The sequence below is a fragment of the Streptomyces sp. NPDC101227 genome (assembly GCF_044767545.1).
Taxonomy (GTDB): Bacteria; Actinomycetota; Actinomycetes; order Streptomycetales; family Streptomycetaceae; genus Streptomyces.
This window is the reverse complement of the sequence record NZ_JBIWOD010000028.1, coordinates 26,454-42,114: the sequence shown is the minus strand read 5'-3', so window position 1 is coordinate 42,114 and position 15,661 is coordinate 26,454. Positions and strand designations below refer to the sequence as shown.

The 15,661-nt window shown below is 69.4% G+C and carries 21 protein-coding genes; 6 read left to right on the top strand and 15 right to left on the bottom strand.

Features of this window, described 5'->3' with window-relative positions:
• Window positions 1-54 precede the first annotated feature (54 nt).
• The 5 genes from ACIRPT_RS38470 (at window position 55) to ACIRPT_RS38450 (ending at window position 3,866) form a co-directional block, all read left to right on the top strand.
• A complete protein-coding gene (locus ACIRPT_RS38470; protein WP_403836160.1) occupies window positions 55-279 on the top strand; it encodes a hypothetical protein in 225 nt (74 codons plus the stop codon).
• Window positions 276-899 (top strand): MobC family plasmid mobilization relaxosome protein, encoded by a 624-nt coding sequence (locus ACIRPT_RS38465; protein ID WP_403836158.1) that lies wholly within the window; start codon window positions 276-278, stop codon window positions 897-899. Before ACIRPT_RS38470 ends, ACIRPT_RS38465 begins: the two co-directional genes overlap by 4 nt.
• A gap of 2 nt (window positions 900-901) precedes the next feature.
• On the top strand, window positions 902-2,653 hold the full coding sequence (locus ACIRPT_RS38460) for a relaxase/mobilization nuclease domain-containing protein (RefSeq protein ID WP_403836156.1): 1,752 nt from the start codon (window positions 902-904) through the stop codon (window positions 2,651-2,653).
• Window positions 2,654-2,728: 75 nt separating this feature from the next.
• Window positions 2,729-3,136 carry a hypothetical protein gene (locus ACIRPT_RS38455; protein ID WP_403836154.1) on the top strand — a complete coding sequence of 136 codons (408 nt, stop codon included), beginning with the start codon at window positions 2,729-2,731 and terminating at the stop codon, window positions 3,134-3,136.
• Window positions 3,137-3,230: 94 nt separating this feature from the next.
• Window positions 3,231-3,866, top strand: coding sequence for a hypothetical protein (locus ACIRPT_RS38450; protein ID WP_403836152.1), 636 nt, complete (start codon window positions 3,231-3,233; stop codon window positions 3,864-3,866).
• Window positions 3,867-4,225: 359 nt separating this feature from the next.
• Here ACIRPT_RS38450 and ACIRPT_RS38445 read toward each other — a convergent pair whose 3' ends face one another.
• The 3 genes from ACIRPT_RS38445 to ACIRPT_RS38435 form a co-directional block, all read right to left on the bottom strand.
• Window positions 4,226-4,558, bottom strand: a complete 333-nt coding sequence (locus ACIRPT_RS38445) for an esterase (RefSeq protein WP_403836150.1) — start codon at window positions 4,556-4,558, stop codon at window positions 4,226-4,228.
• 86 nt (window positions 4,559-4,644) lie between these two features.
• Window positions 4,645-4,869, bottom strand: a complete 225-nt coding sequence (locus tag ACIRPT_RS38440; RefSeq protein ID WP_403836148.1) for a hypothetical protein — start codon at window positions 4,867-4,869, stop codon at window positions 4,645-4,647.
• 58 nt (window positions 4,870-4,927) lie between these two features.
• Window positions 4,928-5,218, bottom strand: a complete 291-nt coding sequence (locus ACIRPT_RS38435; RefSeq protein WP_403836146.1) for a hypothetical protein — start codon at window positions 5,216-5,218, stop codon at window positions 4,928-4,930.
• 343 nt (window positions 5,219-5,561) lie between these two features.
• Here ACIRPT_RS38435 and ACIRPT_RS38430 point away from each other — a divergent pair, with 343 nt between their 5' ends.
• Complete coding sequence (locus ACIRPT_RS38430; RefSeq protein WP_403836144.1) at window positions 5,562-5,750, top strand: hypothetical protein; 189 nt, start codon at window positions 5,562-5,564, stop codon at window positions 5,748-5,750.
• A 120-nt stretch (window positions 5,751-5,870) separates the two neighbouring features.
• Here the strand turns inward: ACIRPT_RS38430 and ACIRPT_RS38425 are convergent, their stop codons facing one another.
• The 12 genes from ACIRPT_RS38425 to ACIRPT_RS38370 form a co-directional block, all read right to left on the bottom strand.
• Window positions 5,871-6,725, bottom strand: coding sequence for a DUF317 domain-containing protein (locus tag ACIRPT_RS38425; RefSeq protein ID WP_403836142.1), 855 nt, complete (start codon window positions 6,723-6,725; stop codon window positions 5,871-5,873).
• Between the two features lie 528 nt (window positions 6,726-7,253).
• Window positions 7,254-7,727 (bottom strand): hypothetical protein, encoded by a 474-nt coding sequence (locus ACIRPT_RS38420; protein ID WP_403836140.1) that lies wholly within the window; start codon window positions 7,725-7,727, stop codon window positions 7,254-7,256.
• A gap of 225 nt (window positions 7,728-7,952) precedes the next feature.
• Complete coding sequence (locus ACIRPT_RS38415; RefSeq protein WP_403836138.1) at window positions 7,953-8,564, bottom strand: DUF4913 domain-containing protein; 612 nt, start codon at window positions 8,562-8,564, stop codon at window positions 7,953-7,955.
• Between the two features lie 90 nt (window positions 8,565-8,654).
• The gene (locus ACIRPT_RS38410; protein ID WP_403836252.1) at window positions 8,655-9,554 is read right to left on the bottom strand and encodes a DNA cytosine methyltransferase; all 900 of its coding nucleotides are present in this window, start codon (window positions 9,552-9,554) and stop codon (window positions 8,655-8,657) included.
• Window positions 9,555-9,570: 16 nt separating this feature from the next.
• Window positions 9,571-9,864: a DNA cytosine methyltransferase gene (locus ACIRPT_RS38405; RefSeq protein ID WP_403836136.1), complete on the bottom strand. Its 294-nt coding sequence runs from the start codon at window positions 9,862-9,864 to the stop codon at window positions 9,571-9,573.
• Window positions 9,854-10,462 (bottom strand): hypothetical protein, encoded by a 609-nt coding sequence (locus ACIRPT_RS38400; RefSeq protein ID WP_403836134.1) that lies wholly within the window; start codon window positions 10,460-10,462, stop codon window positions 9,854-9,856. The genes ACIRPT_RS38405 and ACIRPT_RS38400 overlap by 11 nt, the downstream gene beginning before the upstream one ends.
• Entirely contained in the window at window positions 10,459-11,649 is a 1,191-nt protein-coding gene (locus ACIRPT_RS38395; RefSeq protein WP_403836132.1) for a DnaB-like helicase N-terminal domain-containing protein, read from the bottom strand. The genes ACIRPT_RS38400 and ACIRPT_RS38395 overlap by 4 nt, the downstream gene beginning before the upstream one ends.
• A complete protein-coding gene (locus ACIRPT_RS38390) occupies window positions 11,646-11,894 on the bottom strand; it encodes a hypothetical protein (protein ID WP_403836130.1) in 249 nt (82 codons plus the stop codon). The genes ACIRPT_RS38395 and ACIRPT_RS38390 overlap by 4 nt, the downstream gene beginning before the upstream one ends.
• Window positions 11,895-12,001: 107 nt before the next feature.
• Window positions 12,002-13,795, bottom strand: coding sequence for a type IV secretory system conjugative DNA transfer family protein (locus ACIRPT_RS38385; RefSeq protein WP_403836128.1), 1,794 nt, complete (start codon window positions 13,793-13,795; stop codon window positions 12,002-12,004).
• A gap of 96 nt (window positions 13,796-13,891) precedes the next feature.
• On the bottom strand, window positions 13,892-14,317 hold the full coding sequence (locus ACIRPT_RS38380) for a hypothetical protein (RefSeq protein ID WP_403836126.1): 426 nt from the start codon (window positions 14,315-14,317) through the stop codon (window positions 13,892-13,894).
• Between the two features lie 25 nt (window positions 14,318-14,342).
• The gene (locus ACIRPT_RS38375) at window positions 14,343-14,840 is read right to left on the bottom strand and encodes a hypothetical protein (RefSeq protein ID WP_403836124.1); all 498 of its coding nucleotides are present in this window, start codon (window positions 14,838-14,840) and stop codon (window positions 14,343-14,345) included.
• 44 nt (window positions 14,841-14,884) lie between these two features.
• Window positions 14,885-15,652: a hypothetical protein gene (locus tag ACIRPT_RS38370; protein ID WP_403836122.1), complete on the bottom strand. Its 768-nt coding sequence runs from the start codon at window positions 15,650-15,652 to the stop codon at window positions 14,885-14,887.
• Window positions 15,653-15,661: the final 9 nt, after the last annotated feature.

Below are 15,661 nucleotides of genomic sequence, written 5' to 3'. Positions count from 1 at the left end.
CACCGGCCCCGTGCACCCCACCACCGACTTCTCCACACACGGGCAAGGACCACGATGCGCATCACACCGGCCACCCACGCCGAGGCCGACGCCTGGATCACCGTGCTTCGCGACCACGGACACCTCCACCGGGCCGAACCCGGGCCTGAGGGCAGCTGGACTGTCCAGCGAACGCAGGCAAGCACCCCCAGGACCCTCCACCACCCGGTCCTGGCCATGGACTGGATCGAAGAAATCCTGCGCGAAGACCAGCACCACTACACGGAGCCGGGCCAGTGACCACCTCCGAGACGCCGGACACCACCTCTGAACTGCAGCAGGACCACTGCCCGGCACGAGGCCGAGCAAGCTGTACCTTCCGAAACTCCTCCGCAGCCCCTGGCAGCGGAGGAGTTTCGGAAGGGCTTGCCCCCGCCCCAAGGGGGGCGAGGGAGGCCCGGCACCAGGGGGCGCCAGGCACTGGGACTGCGACCGAGGGCGGACCGCAGCCGGAAGGGGAACCGCGCGCGCACGCCACGCTGCGCACGCGCCCCCGTCTGCGCCAGAGCGAGCACCGCGACCAAGTCCGCAGCGTCCGCCTGACCCGCGACGAACTCGAGTCCATCAAGTGTGCCGCCGAAGCGGCTGGTCTGATGACCGCCGGCTTCATCGCCGACGCCGCCGTCGCGGTCGCCCAGGCCCACGGCGGTCCGAAACCCTGGCTGTTGGACCAGCGTGGCCGAGTGGAGGAGCTCATGGCCGCCGGTGCACAACTGGCCCGCGTCGGCAACAACCTCAACCAGATCGCCCGCATTCTCAACTCCGGTGGCCAGGCCGCCTACGTGGACCAGGCAGTAGCCCGCATCCTGCGGGCCGCCGCACGGGTCGAGGAAGCGGCCGTCGGGATGGCGAGGCGCTGACCGTGGTGCCCGACATCTCCACCGGCGGCCGCACCTACGGGCTACTTGCCTACCTCTACGGTCCTGGTCGCCGGGAGGAGCATACCGACCCGCACCTGGTCGCCGCCTGGATTCCCGAGCTGGCCCCCGACCCCGGACGCGACCCGGCCGCCACGCTCAAACAGCTCACCGACCGACTCGACCTCCCCGTCCTTGCCCTGCCCAAGCACCGCCGCCCAGCCCAGCACGTGTGGCACTGCCCCGTACGCACCGCCCCGGGCGATCGCCATCTCACCGACGCCGAATGGGCCGAAGTCGCCCGCCGTATCGTCCACGCCACCGGCATTTCCGAAGACGGCGACGACAAGGCGTGCCGCTGGATCGCCGTACGCCACGCCCACGACCACATCCACATCGTCGCCACCCTCAAGCGCGAGGACGGGCGCAGCCCCCGCCGCCATGAGGACGGCATCCGCGCGCAGGCCGAATGCCGCAAGATCGAGAAGGAATGGGGCCTACAGATTCTCAACGAAGGAGACCGCACCGCCGCCCAGCGCCCCACCAGTGCTGAACGTGCCAAGGCCGAACGCGCCGGACGCACGGCAACGGCCCGCGAAATCCTGCGCGAGCGCGTCCGCCAGGCCCTTGCCGGAGCGGCGAGCGAAGAGGAGTTCTTCCGCCGCCTGGCCGAGGCCGGACTCCGCGTCGACAAACGTCTCGCCCCCTCCGGAGACACCCTCGGATACAAGGTCGCCTTGCCCGGAGACCGCAACCGCCACGGCGAACCCATCTGGTTCCCCGGCTCGAAACTCGCCCCGGACCTTTCACTCCCCAAGATCCGCCAACGCCTCCATATAGGTCCGCCCGCCGACACCCCGAAACTCGGCAGCCGTCCTGGCGAACACCTCCCTCGGCCCGCTCGCGCTCGACGCGAAGCCACCGACGTTGCCGAACAGGCGACCGTGGTACTGGCAGGGGACAACGATGCAGAATCCGCCGCACACCTGGTCGGCGTCGGCGAACTCCTCGACGGACTCGCCCAGGCCTCCCCACCCTCGACCCGCAAGGAACTCACCGAAGCCGCTCGTGCCTTCGAGCGCGCAACGCGCTCCCACATCCGCGCCGAAAGCGCCGACAACCGCGCCCTCCGCTCCGCCGCCCGCGGCATCATCCGCGCCGGCAACGCCCTGGGCAAAGGCGAAGACGGTGGCGCCACCGCCATGCTCCTGTCCACCATGGTCCTCGTCACCATCGCCGCCGCCCGCTGGCACTCCGCCCGCGGCCACGCCCAACAAGCCGCAGCAGCACAACAGGCCGCTCAACACCTCCGAAGCGCCTACCGGCAGGCTGCCGCCACCCCCATGATCGCCATGCGCGAGCAGGGCCGCAGCCTCCCGGAACCCATGCGACAGCGCTACGCCACCAGCCTCGAAGCCGCCCTGCCCGAGCAGGCTGGCCATCTCCGGCGCGAACCGGGGTGGGATGCACTCGCCGCCACCCTGGCCCTGGCGGAGCGTGCCGGACACGACCCCGACGCCCTGCTCCAGCAGGCCATCGCACTGCGTGAACTGGAAACCGCCGACAACATCACCGACGTACTGGTCTGGCGACTACGACGTCTCGGCAATCTCCCCATCACCGCAGGAACGCCACGCGTGCGTACCGGCCAGCGCGTCACCCCACAGCCCTCCCGAGCACCGCAGCCGCAGGCGTACCAGCCCCCCGACCGGACCGAATCCCACACCTCTCACCCGCGCAACGCGAGGGGGCGCTGACCAGCACAACAAAGGACTGGACACCACAACTGCTGTCAGCTACGGCTGGTCAAAGAGAACAAGGAGACGACGCCGATGCTCACCAACAACCTCCAGACCCCCAGAACCGCTACGCCCCCAACGGCCACCGACGATGTCGACCCACTGCTGCGGCTCCAGCAGGAGACACAGCCGGCCAACAACGACATCGGACTCCGCGCCACCACCCACCCCGAGGAAATCCGGATCACCGGCATCACGGTCATGTGTCCCAAGTGCGGCGCCCGACGCGACTGGATGGTCATCTGCGACCGCAACGAGATCAGCATCCGATGCCGATGTGCCCACCAATGGGTCGAACGCGAACTGACCCGCGTCGAGTACATGGCGATGATCAGCGAGGGCATCGGACAGGACTACCCGAGCCTGGAGGTCGCAGCCCAGGCCGTGGGGTACGACGGCACGCTCGCTGGCACCTACCTCAACGAGCCTCGGCCTGCCTAGTGACCTGAGTCGGAGATTCGGTGGCACAGAGCTGGCCATGCCTGCCGCTCTGATCGGGCAAACTGCTGCCATCGACGCGGCGAGAGGTGCACCTATGTGGAACCCCGACACCCAGCTCCAGGAGCACGCCCAGCAGTACGCAGCGGCGCATGACGGGCGGCACCCATACACCGATGCCTGGCCATGGGCCGAGGCAATCGTCGCTTGGCAGGAACAGTACTCCGACCGGTCCCGCCGGATGCCGCATCTGGAGCCGGAGGAGCGTGTTCTGGTCGTGGCCGGCGTCGCTGAGTCACTGCGGCTGGCGATGGCGCGTGGCCAAGCCGTTGGAGACATCGCGCTGTACCAGCTCAAGGACGAGCTGTTGACGTGGCTGTGGCTCGGGGAGGAATTCCCCGTCCCTGGTGAAGCCGGCTGGCCCGCGCCGTCAGGGCCGCACGCCAACCAGTGGCGGGCCCTGATGAACCTGGTCCACGCAGCCCCCGAAAGGGGCCGGATCATCACTCGGGCCGGCCGTGTGATCCTTGGCGACCTCTGCAACTACGGCGGCCACCGTCCGCACCTGCCGGGCGCCGCCTACCGTGAACTGACGGAACGCCGATTCCGTGCGCGTAACTACGACGTGGTCTCCCTGGCCGAGGTGGCCCCGGCCCTCGGCCTCCCGGCCCTGGTCGCAGATCCCGGCTGGTACGAGGGCGTCATCGGCCTCGTAGCTGAACACGCTGCCTGACCGGCTGCGATGGGGAAATACAGATACGGCAGCGCCTGATTCGTGACGCTCTGGTTTAAGCCTGCGCGTAGTGCCGTCAGCACTCACGCGGTCCGGGAGCCGGGTCTTGGCCGGTGTCCACGGCCGGTACGTTGCCCCGCGCGCCGTTGTCGAGCTGCGTCCAGTACCAAATGTCGTTCCCGCCAGGTGCGGGTCGCCATGTCCCCAGCACTGGAACCAGTTGAATGTCCCCACGAGCGTTCCACGCGTCGCCGAACGGTAGGAAGGGTTCGGCCGCGGGTGGTCCTTCCGTGAGCATCATCAACCGAGAGGGCCGCCCAATGGGTGGGCGGCCCCCGGGTGATCGGAGTGAGCGGTTGTTAGGCGGCGGCCAGGTCGTTTGCCAGGTTCAGGGCGTCGGTGGCTACGGACAGCGCGGCGTGAAGGCCGGTGACCTCGAACAGTGTGGGGTGGACGAGAGGTATCCAGTCGCCGTGGAGCGCTGGCCAGATGGCGAGCGTGACCTCCGCGGTGGCCAGGCCGAGCAGCGCAGTGACGTCCATGCCTCCTTCGGCGCCAGGCTTCCAGATCAGCAGGATGGAGCCAGGACGGAGTCGGCTGGGATTGCCGGTGGGTGACCAGATGACGCGGATCGGTTCGGTGGGGAGCGGCGGCACTGAACGGAGGAGGGCGCCGCGGGCGGTCTCGGGCATGGGGCGATGGACGAGATCGCGGAGCGAAAGGTTGCGGTCTGCGGTGTTGGTAGGGATGGCTGGCTGATGTGGACGCGGGTGGCGGGTCATACGTTCGCCCAGCTCAGCTGGGTGCGGACGGCGGGGGGCAGAACGCCTTCCTGGCCGTCCTCGGCGATGTAGACGGCGCCGTCCGGCCCGGTGATCTGGACGATCTGGCCGATGCGGTGGGTGTGGGGCCAGTCCGGGTTGATGGCGAAGTATGCGGGCAGTTCGGGGTCGAGGGTTTGAAGCTGGTGGATCAGCTGGCGGACGGTGAGCTCGTACGACACGGCAGGCTCCATGAGAGAACGGGGTCGAGGAGAAGCGGGGGTGAGGAGTGTGCACCTCTCAGTCGGCGTCGAATTGCAGCAGCTCACGCAGTGCGGCAGGGCCGTGCGCCGAAGTTGGGGATTTCGCCTGGTGCTGTGATCCGCGGTGCCGTCTGCCCATTTCGGTGGCGTAGTTCTTCGTGGACGAGGGGTTGCCAGTCCATTTCTTGCAGCTGCAGGTCGCGAGGAACATCGTCCGGCCGGTGCATCCCTCGGTGAGGGGTTTGCCGCTGGTGGTGTACCGGTGATCTGAGGGGCAGACGGTGCGGTCCGGGTGATACGCGGTGACGGTGATGGAGTGACGGGGCATGGGGGTCTCCAGGGCAGGCGGGGAGTGCTTCCCGCATGAGCCGGGTGGGTGGTCAGATGAAGGCGCAGTGGCGGCGGGGGCCAGGGGAGGGAGGTGTGGCAGGAGCTTGGAACGGGGTGGCAGCGGTGAGCATCACGAGTAGCAATTCCTCCATTGAACTGCGACTTTTCGTGGTGCCAGTACGTTGACATGGCCTGCGAGGGGGTCTCCAGTCCTGGCCGGCCGTGTGCGTCTGCCTTGGGCGAACTGGCAAGGGGAGCGGCTGCTGATGTCCGTGCAAGGGGGAATGGATCGGTCGCCCCAGGGGCTGTTCCGGGGGCGACCGAATGCTGAGGGAGGTTGGGTGGAGAGCGAAGACATCCGTACGTACTACGAGGCGGTCGACGATGAGAAGGCCGGGTCCGTTGGCCGGGCCCGCATGGCCGATGCCAGACGTATCGAGCTGACCGTGGACGAGCTGGCGCGGCTGCTCGGCGTCGAAGCCACAGGCGAGCGTGGCGCGGGCCAGCATGGTGCGATCGATGCCGCTTAACAACGGGGCGAGCGCACCTCGTTGTCGTGTGGACGGCGTTCTGCGTATCGGGGGAGACGCAGACCTCCCTGTACGGGGTGTAGGTGAAATGGCGGAACTCCAAGGTGCGGGGTGGCGCGGTCAGCGCTGACGACGTGAGCCAGCAGTGGGGGGCGTGAGCGGAGCGGCTGCGGGGGCCGGGAGCTGAACGGTGGGCACCGCCTCGGTGCGCGGACTGCGTGCCCGTGCCGCTTCGGCGCGCGGGGTGACGTCGCCCTGTAGCACAGGCCGGACCTCGACCAGGGAGCGGTGACGATCGGGGATGTGGTCTGCGGCGCGGATCACGGGCTGTGGATCGATGAGGGCGGTGGCTGAGGCAGTAATGAGGTGCTCGGGGGTGTAGCCGCTGAAGTACGCCTGCCAGCTCGGCGCGGTGAGCGAGTCGGGACCGGCGGACATGCGCCAGGTCGAATTCCGCGGGTCGAGCAGCTCGTCGTATTCGTGGAGCCAGCCGCTGCGTATCCGGAAGGTGGCATATCCGTCGGGCGAGACCGTACAGAACGGCCCGGCAGCCTGAAGGGGCTCCCACTGACGGTTCGCGAACACCTCGGCGGGTGACTGCCCGGTGTGGTGCTTGCCGCCGCTGAGGTTGTCGGCGAAGTGGTTGGGCAGTCCGTCGACGAGGGTGTCGGTGAAGGCCGCCACGATCTCCTGCGGGGCGTTGCGGTCGAAGGTCGTGATCCAGTCCGAGACGCCGAGCGGGTCCTCGGCATAGGCGATCGTCCAGCCGCCGTAGCGGCTCTCGACGGTGTTGGCGATGCGGACGCGCTGGCAGGGGCTGGTGTAGTACGTGTCGGCGCCGAAGGTCACCCTCTTCCAGCCTGCGGCGGTGTCGAGGGTGCGGGCGATGGCTTCGCCGGTGCCGGGGCCAGCCAGGTAGCAGGGGGTGACCAGAACCTCGGTTTTGGTGCGGGAGTGAGGTTCGTTGAGGGGCATGAGGCGCAACTCCGGTGAGCGGCGGGTGACGGGCCCCTGCGCACTTCGCGATGGAAGGCGCGTGGGAATTGATCCGGTTGCGAGGTCTGGCCGCGGACATGTCGATCACCTGGTCCGGGAGGGGTGGGAGAGGGCGGTGATGTGCGCGGGGACGCGCGGCTGGGCTACTGAGGCGGTGCGAGAACATCCCGGAGAAGGCCGAAGGATTGCGTAGTACGGCTGTGTTCGCCCGCTGCGTGTCGACGGTGCCGAGGATGGTGCTGCCGATTCCTCGCCCAATCGCCTGCAGCTCCCGGTAGGCGGAGCGGGAAGCTTGCACGATCTTGTGATCGAGTTCGGCGGTCTTCCAGGCGGCATCCACGATGAGGGCCGCCATCTGTTCTTGGGGGCTGAGGAAGTTGTGCCAGGCCAGCAGATCGGCAGGGCGGTCGACGTCGAGAGCGTCGGCGACCAGCCGGGTGCCGAGCCCCGGCGGGGTAGAGGAAGGCATGGGGCGTCCTTCGTGCGGTGGTGCGAAGCGGGGGTGGTTCAGCGGGCGCGGCGGGCGCGTGGCTGCGAGGCGGGAGCCACAGGCGCGGCCGGGCCGACGTTGTTCCCGGAGGCGGTGCGGTTGTGCGGGGAGCGGGCCCTGGCAGCCTGGGCACGATGCTCGAGAGGAGACCTGCGTGCGGTCGCCTCGCGCTCACGCTCCAGTCGGTGCGCCGCGGTGCGGTACGCCGCCTGGTCCTGACGCTCACCGACCGCCAGGAGGTAGATCTCCCGGCGGTGTTGGGAGGAGGCGGGGGCGTCGCGGTACTGGACGACCATGCGCCAGCGAGTTTCCGGATCGACGTAGACCTTGTGGCAGCCGGCCAGCTCGCGCTGCAGAGCGGCGCCGCGTTCATTGCCGTGGACGAGGTGCTGCAATTCGAGCAGGGCAAGGTCGCGGATGTTCTCCGGGGCAGCGCGCAGATCAGCGAGGGCTTCAGGGTGGGCCGCGAAGGCGTAGCGAGCCCGGCTCACGACGCGCTCCGACCAGGAGGCGCTTGCGCGGCAGCCACTGCTGACCATGGCCGTACGACCGGAGCCGGAGCCGCTGCGACGCCAGCACCCTTGACGGCCGAGCGCCCACGAGCAGCCTGTGCCCGGCGGGCAACCGGGCCCGGCAACGCAGGGGTGTTTCGCTCCATGGCCCACGTATTCGCGGCTTCGGCGGTGGCGAAGGCAGGGGCAGATGCATTGGCCATATCAGATTCCGCCTGGCTCGGGCGCGGCCAGGAGCCGATGGCTGGGCCGGGCGGGGCTTGTGGTGCAGGCACCGAATGGCCCGTCTGCTGCGCGTAGTTGCAGCAGGGTTGGGTCGAGATGGTCGCGGTGCCAGGTGGAGGGGCCGGTGAGGCCGGCCTTGACGGCGGTGAGCTGTTGCCAGGCCAGCCACAAGGCGTGCAGCCGAGCGACGGCCTCGGGGTGCTCCTGCCACTGTTGGCACCAGGGCCGGACGGTGGCGATCTCCCGTCCGTAGACCGGGAGGAGGAGGTGGTGCACCCAATTCGTCAGCGCGGCGAGTTCTTCCGCGTACGCCGTGCCGCCGAGCGCCAGGATGAAGATCGAGGACGGCTCCTTGCTCGGAGCGCTCGGCTCATCGTCTCCCGCGGAGGCGGAGGGCGACGCCGTACCGTCGGCGTGATGCGGGTCGGCCTGCTCAACAGGCTCCTGGGGTGGCTGCTCGTCAATGAGTCGTGCGAGCGTCTCGCCCTGTTTGCGGCTCTCCGTGACGAGTTCCGTGACCGTGGCGACGAGGTCGTCCAGATCGTGATCTGGTATGCGTACCGGCTCGCTCTCGTGAGCGGGTTCAGACATCGAGGCCCCTTCGTGTGCTGTATGGGGTGTCGAGGTTCCGGAGAAATCCGGGTTTGGTGATACCGGAAATTCGGTGTTAGAAGGCGCATCTCAGAGCGAGGTGCAATGGCCGCAGGCTCCAAGCGGCGGTGCCAGGATCTGGAGGGCTCGGGCGGCCTGTTGTGGCACAACACCGTTGCCCAGAGCGGCCATCTGTGCGGAACGCCCAAGCCCAGGGGTGGCGGTTACCCAGCCGGGATCAAGACCCTGCATCCACTCCACGAACAGCGGGCTCAGACGGCCTGCGCCATCGGTCGGTGGCGGCGCGGGGCGGGTGAGGTTCTCCCATCGGGCGATGGAGGCGGCGTATGCCCCCCAGGCCCCGGCCCGGTCTCCGCGTCCGCCGACGTCGCGAACAGCGGCAGGAACCGCGCCAACGCCCCCTGGCCCGCGGTCCCCTCCTGCCCCTGCACTGTGCGCGAGTGTTTCACACCGGACGGGCGTGAGAGCTGGGCTGCTGCTGACGACAGGGCCACGTCCCCATTGCCGTGGCGTTGGTTGGGTGAGGCCTTGGTCCCGGCGGTGGCTTCGGTGGTGGGCAGGAGCCACTCGACCTCGTCCGCCAGGTTCGGGCCGTGGCCGCCCTGCTTCCGTTTCGCCGGGTGCTGGCTGCCGCCGTTGGTCGCCAGATTGCTGGTCGGTGTCTTGAGCAGCGGCGGTCCGCCCGGACGGCCAGGCGGCGAGGAAGACCCGTTCCCGTCGGTGCGGGGCGCCGACGTCGGAGGCGCGAAGCACGCACCAGCGTGCATCGAACCGGAGGTCGGCCAGGGAGCCGAGTACGGCACCGAGTGCGCGCACAGCAGGCTGGCCTGTGCCGTCTCCCAGACACCACGGACAGGGTTCCACGTCGCCAGGGGAACCGGCGGGGGAGGACAGGAGTCCTCGGACATTCTCGATCACCACCAGGCACGGGTTGAGGGCGTCGATGGCACGGACGACGCGGTGCCACAGGCCGGACCGGGTGCCCTCAGCCAGTCCGGCGCGGCGGCCGGCGACCGAGACGTCTTTGACAGGGGAAACCGGCCGTCAGGACGCACACTCCGGGGACGTCGGCCCAGTTGACGGTCGTGATGTCGCCGAGGTTGGGCACGGCCGGCCAGTGGCGGGACAGGATCCGGGACGCCCCCGGATCGATCTCGGCGTGCCAGGCAAGCGTGCCGCCGCCCAGGGCGGCCTGGACACCCAGGTCCAGGCCCCCGTATCCGGAGCACAGACTTCCGATCAATGGCGAGGTCGGCGGCATCGTCAGGTCAGCGGGCATGGCGGGGGGCGGGGGTGTCGGCGAGCCGGGTGGGCGTTGGTGTGGGGGCGTGGGGTTCTGGAGCGATCCGGTAGATCGAGTTCGTCGGGCGGGCTGAGCGGCTCAGTGCGGCCAGGATGCGTGGTGGCGTGTTGTCGATGCGGTCGGCCGAGCCCCGCAGCGTGTTGGCGGCTTCCTTCAGATCGTCGCGGACGTAGATCATCCGCTCTTGGCAGACGCAGAATGCGGCCAGTTGGGCGTCCCGAAGGTCTGCGGTGGCGTGGGCTTCGGGGAAGCGGCGCAGGAATCCGAGCTGGGCGTATGCCTGGGTGTAGTTCTCCATGGCGCGCCCGGCGGGCACCGAGGCCGAGGTGTAGGCGTTGATGACCAGTCCGAGGTCGAGCTCGGGGGAGTCGTTTTCCGCGCTGTACCGGACGGCCTCCGACAAGTCCTTGGTCAATCCCGCCAGGGTGGCCAGTTGCTTGGATGCGGTCGTGAGGTGGGGAAGCCCGCTGGGTGCCCCGGGAACGCTGATCGTGGTGCGCAGCTCGTCGAACTCGTGGGCAACGGCGTACAGCCCTTCGCGCTCCAGACCGGCGCGGCCAGTGTGATCGGTCATGACGGACTCCGGCGGTGAGGACGGTCGAGGACAGCGGGATGCGAGGCCGCGGTGGATGCCGCGGCAGGGGCGGCGTTTGAGAGGGGAGGGCGGCTGCGGGATCGGGCCGCTTCGATGCGGGCAGCAGGCGGGTCGGCGGCCGTTTGGTCGGCGGCGTTGCGCGGCTCGGCCTGGGTTCCGGTGGCGATACACCAGCGGCGGCGGACTTCCTCCAGCGGACCGAGTGCGTGGAGGGCGTAGCCGATCAGCCGCCCCGGTGCCAGTGATTCGTCGTCGGCCAGTGCCCGCACCTGGCGGGCCGAGGCGGCTGCCGTCCGAACGAGGGAGGCTCGCACGACCTGCTCGCCGACGTACTCCGCCGACCCTGCGAACGCCGAGGGGTCGCAGATCCGCAGCACGCGTTCGGCATCGAGGGTTCGGTCGGCCAGGGCGCCGCGGCGTTGGGTCTCCCACAGGACGGTGAGCTGGTCGATGGGCTCGCCGCGATGGTGCAGGGCGCCCAGGGAGTGGTAGATCTGCTGATGGCCGGCATCGGCGAAATCGCCGGGGTGGAGCCAGCCCACGACCTCGTCCAGCTTCTGGGGACGCGCACTGAGGCATCCGAGGAGGAACTCCTCATCGGCCAGCAACTGCTCATCCACCACCTGCGGATGAGCAGGAGGAGGTGGTGCCGATGCAGGGGGTGCTACGGGCCGGGGTTCGCCGCCCCAGCGGCGTGCGAGATCGGCCAGCACGTCGGACAGAACTTGGGCGTCGTGCACCGTTTCCTCAGCGCCGCCGCGGATGGCGTCGGCGCGGGCGGTCTGGTGCAGTCGTGTGGCGTGCTGGGCGACGCTGCGGTGGATGGCGCCCTCCAGCACCATTCGTCCGTAGATCGCTGCGTGTTCCGGCCGTGGACAAGCCGCCACCAGGGAGTGCGCGTAGGAGGCGGTCAGGCCCCGGGTGTGCTTGCTGGCCTCGGTGACCGTGTCGGTCATCCATGACATCGGGACGGGGCCGCCAGCGTCCTGGGCCTTCGAGGCGGGGTGGTCGTCGGCTCGGAGCTTGAGCATTGCGGCGTAGATCGCGGTGTGTGCCGGACGGGAGAAGTGCTCCGGCCGAAGCCAGGGCGAAAGGCGGTCAAGCTGGCCGGGAGCCAGGAAGACCGAACCCAGGACGGCCTGCTCAGCTTGGACGAGCGGCGTCACCGTCGAACCTCACGAACGGGAGTGCCGGAAGCGTCGCGTTCGCTGCGCAGATCAGCGACGGCACGGTTGGCGGCGGCCATGTCGGTGGCGAAGCGGTCCAGTTCGCCCGTGAAGGCGCGGTCGGGGGCGAGAACGGCTCCGGAGGACGATACGAGCCACCAACGGCCGCCGCGGCGTACGACGGGAGCGTCGGCCAGCCGCTCGGATTGGCTGAGGCAAGCCCAGGACGATGCGGGGTGTGACATGGGAGAGCACCTCGTGAAGAAGGCGAAGGCCAGGAAGTGGACCGGGCGGCGCGGCGCGAGGGCCGCGCCGCCCGGTCTCGCCCGGGTGCGGAGTTGCGCGGGGCCGGTCATGCCGCGGGAGTGAAGTCGTTCTGGCGCAGCGCCTTGGCGGCAGCGCGTTCGCTGATCGCGGCCGTGGCCTTGGCGGACGCGGCGCCCAACTTCTTGGCGTCGCGGCCCTTGTACCAGGGCTTGAGGTCCATGAGCGCGAGGCGGATACCGGTGGCCATCAACACGGCGGTGCCCTTGGGCATTGCTCGGAGCACATCCAGTGGCAGCACCCGCTCCTGGCGCATCGAGACCGAGGTGGACTTGCCCGACTCGCCGGTGGAGACCGAGACCGTGCGCACGTCGTGCTCACCGCCGAGGCGCGAGATCTTGTCGGCGAAGTCGGCGTCGTCCATGCCCGAGCCGATCACCTTGATCGTCGCGGCGGAGAGCAGCGAGTCCATGCCAGCCTGGCCCCAGACCCTTACGCCCTGCTGGTAGGACTGCAGGATCGTCATCGGGATGACGCCGCGGGAGCCGAGATGCGAGTACAGATCCGGCAGGTCGGCGATCTTGCAGACGTTGGCGGCCTCGTCCAGGATCGCCAGCAGTGGAGCATCGAGACGTCCGCCGTCGCGTTCGGCCTGGATGACGGCGGCGCGCATGATCGCATCGGCGGCTGCGGCGATGATCGCCGAGGCGGAGCCGCCGCCGTCCTTCGACAGCAGGTACAAGGTGTCCTTGCTGGTCGCGAACGCTTCCGGCTTGAACTCCCGTACTTTTTCAAGGCTGTTGGGCCGGGTGACCCAGGCGGCGATGCCGGGGTCGAGGAGGCAGCTGGCGTACTGCCGGGCGGTTTCGAATATGCCGTCGCGGGTTTCGACGGCGCCGGCCACGGTTCCCTGGAGCTGGGCGGCGACCGCGTCGAACCCTGCGTCCTGGAGCAGATCGATCGCGGTGCGGTCGGCCGGTGAGGCGAGCCATGCCAGGACGTCCGTGATCGGGCGTCGGGCTTGGGCGGCGGCCAGGAAGAAGGCGGTGAGGGTGTTGGCGGCGGCCGTGGACCAGAAGTCGCCTGCACTGGATTCGTCGACGGAGGCGGTGACGAAGTGCCCGGCGAGCCGCCGGGCTCCGGCGAGATCGCTTGCGCCGGCGAGGATGTCCCACCACATGGTCTGCGGCGCATGGGCGATCTGCTGCGGATCCAGCGTCCACACCGTCCCGACCTCGGCGCGTGCGTCGATGGTTGCGGTGTAGGCGTCGCGCGCCGCCTTGTTGGAGGTCAGCAGCACGGGGCCGGGGGCACGCAGGATCGCCGGGATGGCCAGGCCGGAGGTTTTGCCGGAGCGGGGGGCCATGATCGCCAGGACCACGTCCTCCCAGGAGGAGCGGAGTTCGTCCTTACCCGGCTTGAGGGTGCCCAGCAGGACGCCCCGGTCGTCGGGGGCGACGTCCTTGGGCTTGGTTCCCTCCAGGCTGGGGCGCAGGTCGATGGCCTTGGCGGCGATCTGTTTCGCCAGGAGAGGTTCCAGGTCACGTCGGGTGGCCAGCCTCGACGGGCTGCTGCGGTAGCGCAGCCAGACCTTCGCGGCGACGACGGCGGTGGCTGTGAGGACGAGGGTGGGAAGGACGTAGCAGCCGGTGATCAGGGCGGGCTGCGGCAGATGAGGCCAGACCCGCTCCGGGTGGAGAAACGTTTCTTCAGGGTGGTAGGCGGCCCAGGGGTCGGAGCCTGCGATGGCGTTGGTGAGGTTGCCGAACAGCCAGGCCAGTGAACCTCCTGCCATGCCGAGCCCGGCGACGGCGAGCAGCAGGTAGAGGAGGAGGTCGGTACCGGTGGTGGTCGAGGGCGTGCTGGTGCGTGGGGACGACAAGGTGAGTTCCAGGTGGCGCGGCGCGGTGAGGGACGGCGGGGCGGCGCGTTGTTCTGGTGATCACGAGGGCTCCTGGAGGCTGGTGAACGAGGTGGTCTACGGGCGGCGGGACGCGGCGGTCTGTGTGCTCGTCGCCGCGTGCGTGTCGGTGGTCGGGCTGATGGGCCGGCCGGGGTGGTCCGGGCGGCGGTCGCGGATCTCGGCCCATGTGGCGGCGAGCGTGGAATCGCAGACCAGGCGGGAGGCGATGTCGGTGTAGTGGCCGGCATGGAACAGGTGGACCACGGCCTGGGTGGCGCGGGCCTTCTGTTCCGCCTCGCTCAGCCCCTCGGGCAGGCGCAGACGGAAGGCTGTGGCCGTCCTTTCGAAGCCGCAGGCCAGGAAGATCCGGCGGGCACAGTTGTTGCGGCAGTCGGCGATGACCGCGCCGCTGGTCGGGGCGCGGTAGATCTCGGCTTCCCGCCCGTACACCTCGTACAGGGAGGAGATGCAGCGGGACGGGAATCGGGTGATGCGGGACATAGGACGGCCTTTCGGGGGAGGCGTTTTAGAAGTGGGGATTTTCGTTCGGCCGGTTGCTCTCGGTGGCGGCGTCCAGCAGTTCTGGCAGGTCGGCGGCGTCGGCGTCGCGCTGGTCAATCCACCAACTGGCGCGGGTCAGGTGCCTCACCGCGTCCTCGATGGCCTCCCATTCCGCTTCGCTGGTGGTGCCTTCGAGGACGAGGGCGGTGTAGGCGGCGGAGACGAGCCGGTCGCGGCACCAGGTGCCCCAGGCGGTGGCACGGTCGGTGCCTTCCAGATCGGGCATGCGGTACTGCTCGGACCACTCCTGGGCCTCGGCCTGCCCGGCGGCCCGCTTCTTCGCCAGCCACCCGGCCCTCGACTCGTCCTCCTCGCCCCAGGAAGCCCGCCAACAGTCCGTGCAGTCACGGGCCGAGAGCCAGCGGGCGTAGCCGGCACGCCGGTCGGCCGAATGGTCGGCAAGGTCGGTCTCGGTGGTGTGTCCGCAGGCGTGGTCGATGCTCCACAGCGTCTTGACGACCATGGCAGGAACTCCTTCTTCCGTGTTTCTGGGGTTGGAAGGGATGGTCAGCGTGTACGGCGGGGGCTGGGCGGCGCGTCGCGGGAGCGGGGTGCTTCATCCGGGGCCGCAGCAAGGTCGGCTGGGCGTTTCGGTGAGGAAGCCACGGCCGCACGGGCACGGGCGGTGTGTGTGACAGAGGGGACGTCGTGGCGCTTCGGGAGCGGCACGTCGGCCAGCGGCGGGGCATCCTTGGGTGTCACATCCGGCATGACCGACAGATCGAGCTGCGCGTCGGCCAACCGGTCGTCGAGGAAGGCGACATGGTGCGCGATCGTGCGCAGGTGCTGGCTCAGCTCCCGGCCGCCCGGGGTATCGAGTCGCTCGCACCAGGCGGCGGTGTCGACGAACTCCTCCAGATCGCCGACGGCACCGTGGTGCTCATCGAGAATCTGCTCCAGAACCTCGGCGACGTCGGCCGAGCGACGCAGCTCGTGCAGCTCGCCGGTCAGGGCGGTCAACGACTGCCCAGGCTGCGTTGTACGTGCGGTCACGCCGTCTGGTGTGGGGACGGGGGGCGGTAGCAGGATGCGGGGATCGGCAGCGACGGTATGACCGGAGCGCTGGAACACGCGGGTGGCGGCGGCCACGGTCCGGACCGCGGTGTTGTGTGGTGTGCCCTCCGGCAGGAGGTAGACGTCCAGGTCCTTGCTGTAGCGGAAGTGGTGCTTGCGCAGGATCTCGTCCAGGTGCGGCCGGTCATCCGCTACCGCGGCGGCCACACTGAGATCGGGGTGGACTCCGAAGGCGACGTCGGGGTTGTTGGGGAGGTTCATCGCGAAGGC